This window comes from Frankia sp. AiPs1 (assembly GCF_023716945.1).
Lineage (GTDB): Bacteria > Actinomycetota > Actinomycetes > Frankiales > Frankiaceae > Frankia.
Genome location: NZ_JAMQQF010000672.1, coordinates 1 through 2,977, shown reverse-complemented (window position 1 = coordinate 2,977; position 2,977 = coordinate 1). Strand labels below are relative to the sequence as shown.

Here is a 2,977-nt window from a genome sequence, read left to right as displayed (position 1 = left end):
GCCCCGGGCCGACCTGCACCTGCCCGGCGCGGCCACGGCCGGGGATCTGGCGGCCGTCGCCGGCGACATCGCCCGCGCGGCGGTCGAGTTCCGCCGGGAGCTGCGCGAGCGGCCGGGACGGGTGGAGTCCTTCGCCGGGCTGGCGTTGATCCACGCCGCCCGGGTCGGCGGTGGACTGGAACGACGCCTCTGCCTCGACCATCCCGAAGCGCTGCTGGCGCTCGGCGAGCGGATCCGCGCCGCCACCGGTCGCACCCCCGACCTGCCCGACCTCACCGCCTGGATCGCCGCCGGCCCCGCCGCGAACCCCGCTCGGCCGGTCGCGCGGATGGTCGCCCACATGCGGCGAGTACCCGCCTCGGCCACCTGCTGACAGCCGGTCCACCTCGGACGCGCGATCCGTCCGGGTGTCCGGGCAATCGTGGGAGCGTCAGGCGTCAAGCCCGGCGAGGGCCAGGTCCAGCAGTCGATCGAGCAGGCCCGGGTCGTCGGCTGCCTGCTCGCTGGCCCAGGCGAGCGCGTTCGCCAGCGTCAGCAGGTCACCGATGTCGACCGTCGGCGGCGCCGCGCCATGGTTCCTGGCGCGGTTGAGCAGGATTGCCCCGGTCGCGCGGATGGCGTCATGGCAGGCCGCGAGGGTGGCGTCGGTGCCGGGTCGGGAGACCGTGGCCATGTGGGTGGCGACCAGGCCACGCATCGCCGTGGCGTGCCGGGCCACCGCGCGCAGCCAGTCGCGCAGCGCGCCTGCCGCGTCCGGCTCGTCGGCCAGGTCCCGACCGGTGGCGCACAGGGCGTCGACGTCCGCACGGATGATCTCCACGAGCAGCGCCTGCTCGGACGGGAAATGCCGGTAGAGGGTTCCCGCACCGACTCCCGCCGCCGCGCCGATCCGGTTCAGCGAGGCGCGCGGGCCGTGTTCGGCGAACGCCGCGCGGGCCGCCCGCAGGATCCGCTCCCGGTTGTCGCGGGCGTCGGCCCGTCGCGGCCGCTGCGAGGCGCGGTCGTCCGTCATCCGCTTTCCCCCGTTGCCAAGTGGAGAGGTTCTCCATATTCTAGCCGCGCCGGTAAACGGAGAGGCTCTCCGGTCGGCGGTCGGCGGTCGGCGGTCGGGTCGCGCTCGCACCCCGGCCCCGCCGGCGACGTAGGGCCGGGGCCTCGCAAGCTGGGGACAGGGAGTGACATGCGCATCGGCATCGCGGTAGGTGAGATTCGGGGTCCGGTCGGCCTGCCGGAGATCGTCGGCCAGGTGCGGGCGGCGGCCGAGGCGGGCCTGGCCACGGCGTGGTTCGCGCAGGCACTCGGCTGGGACGCGCTGACCACGCTCGGGCTGGTCGGCAGCCGGGTGCCCGGGATCGCGCTGGGCACCGCCGTGCTGCCCGTGCCCGCTCGCCATCCGCTGGTGCTGGCCGGCCAGGCCCTCAGCACGCAGGCCGCCCTCGGCGACCGGTTCACCCTGGGAATCGGCGCCGGGATCGGGATGATGACCGACGCGATGTTCGGCCTGCCGACCGACCGCCCCGCCCGGCGGATGCGCGAGTACCTCACGGTCCTGCGTCCCCTGCTGCGCGGCGAGGAGGTCGCCCACTGCGGTGAGTTCTGGACGGCGGTCGGTGCGGTGTCCGTGCCGGGCGCCCAGCCGCCGCCGGTGCTGCTCGCCGCGCTCGGCCCCGCCATGCTGCGCGTCGCCGGCGAGGTCGCGGACGGCACCGTGACCTGGTTGGCGGGAGTGCGCACCGTCGGTGAGCACATCGTCCCGGCGATCACCGGCGCCGCCGCGGGGCGAGCCGCTCCCGAGATCGTCGTCGGCCTGCCCGTCTGCGTCACCAACCACCCGGACGAGGTGCGCGAGCGCGCGGCCAGGTCGCTGGCGCTGTTCGAGTCCATCCCCTCCTACCGGGCGATGCTGGACCGGGAGGGGGTGGCCGCCGCGGCGGAGGTGGCGATCATCGGCGACGAGCGCCAGGTCGAGCGGGAACTCGGCCGGCTCGCCGCCGAGGGAGCGACGCACATCCTGGCCAACCTGCAGATCACCGGGGCGGCGGAGTGGGCCCGCACGGTCGAGCTGCTCGGCGCGTTGTCCCCGGCGGTATCTGCCGGATCCTTCGCCGGGTGAATGATGCGGCCAGGAGCGTGACCGTCGTGGACGTCGACCACGTGACGGGGGGCCCGGGTGAGCGTCGAGGCGAACCTGCGGCTTGTCGTGGGCCTCGCGTTGCTGCTCGCCGTGGCGGTCGCCTGCCTGACCTGGGCACGGGTGCCGCGGCGCCGGGACGTGCTGACCGCGTCGGCCCGCGCGGTGGCCCAGCTCGCGCTGATCGGTCTCGCGCTGCGGGGGGTGTTCGCCGCACCGCCGGCCGCGGCCGCCGTGCTCGCCGTCATGCTGACGGCGGCGGTGGGGACCGCGTCGCGCCGGCTGGTCGGCTTCCCGGCGGTCGTCCGCCGGGTCGGGGTGTCCTGCCTGCTGGGCGCCACGGTCGCCCTGGGCCTGGTCTTCGCCGTCGGCGCGGTGGAGGCGACCGTGCGCAACCTCGTCGCCCTCGCCGGCAGCGTCGTCGGCGGGACGATGACGGCCTGCACGCTCACCGGCCGCCGGCTCGCCGACGGGTTGCGCCGCCGCCGCGACGAGGTGGAGGCGTGGCTGGCGCTCGGCGCGACGCCGCGGCAGGCCGTCGCCGACATCGCCCGCGAGAGCGTCGCCGAGGCGCTCGTACCGCCGCTCGACCAGACCCGCACCGTCGGGCTCGTCTCGCTGCCCGGGACCTTCGTCGGCGCATTGCTCGGCGGCGCCTCGCCGGCCGCCGCCGCCCGGTTCCAGGTGATCATCCTGGTCGCCATGCTGACCGCGCAGAGCATCGCGGCGGTGTCGCTGTCCTACCTGCTTGGCGCGCCGACGCAGCTCCCCCCGACGGCGGCGGAGCCGATCCCGCGGCCCCCGACCGGCGGGCTGGGCCGGCTGGGCGGTCGGGGCGGCCTGGTC

The 2,977-nt window shown here is 76.3% G+C and carries 3 protein-coding genes and 1 pseudogene; 3 read left to right on the top strand and 1 reads right to left on the bottom strand.

Annotated elements, in window-relative coordinates; translation table 11 throughout:
* A pseudogene (locus ND748_RS29185) lies at window positions 1-373 on the top strand (HEXXH motif domain-containing protein); the annotation flags it as partial.
* A 57-nt stretch (window positions 374-430) separates the two neighbouring features.
* Here the strand turns inward: ND748_RS29185 and ND748_RS29180 are convergent.
* Complete coding sequence (locus ND748_RS29180; protein WP_251749410.1) at window positions 431-1,012, bottom strand: TetR/AcrR family transcriptional regulator; 582 nt, start codon at window positions 1,010-1,012, stop codon at window positions 431-433.
* Window positions 1,013-1,180: 168 nt separating this feature from the next.
* Between ND748_RS29180 and ND748_RS29175 the strand changes: the two genes are divergently transcribed.
* Both ND748_RS29175 and ND748_RS29170 read left to right on the top strand, forming a co-directional pair.
* Window positions 1,181-2,113: a TIGR03564 family F420-dependent LLM class oxidoreductase gene (locus tag ND748_RS29175; RefSeq protein WP_251749409.1), complete on the top strand. Its 933-nt coding sequence runs from the start codon at window positions 1,181-1,183 to the stop codon at window positions 2,111-2,113.
* 57 nt (window positions 2,114-2,170) lie between these two features.
* Window positions 2,171-2,977: ABC transporter permease (locus ND748_RS29170; protein ID WP_251749408.1), on the top strand; the 807-nt coding region annotated here is incomplete at its 3' end.

Coding starts and splice junctions, on each gene's coding strand:
- ND748_RS29180 (WP_251749410.1), bottom strand. CDS start 1,012: ATGACGGACGACCGCGCCTCGCAGCGGCCGCGACGGGCCGACGCCCGC.
- ND748_RS29175 (WP_251749409.1), top strand. CDS start 1,181: ATGCGCATCGGCATCGCGGTAGGTGAGATTCGGGGTCCGGTCGGCCTG.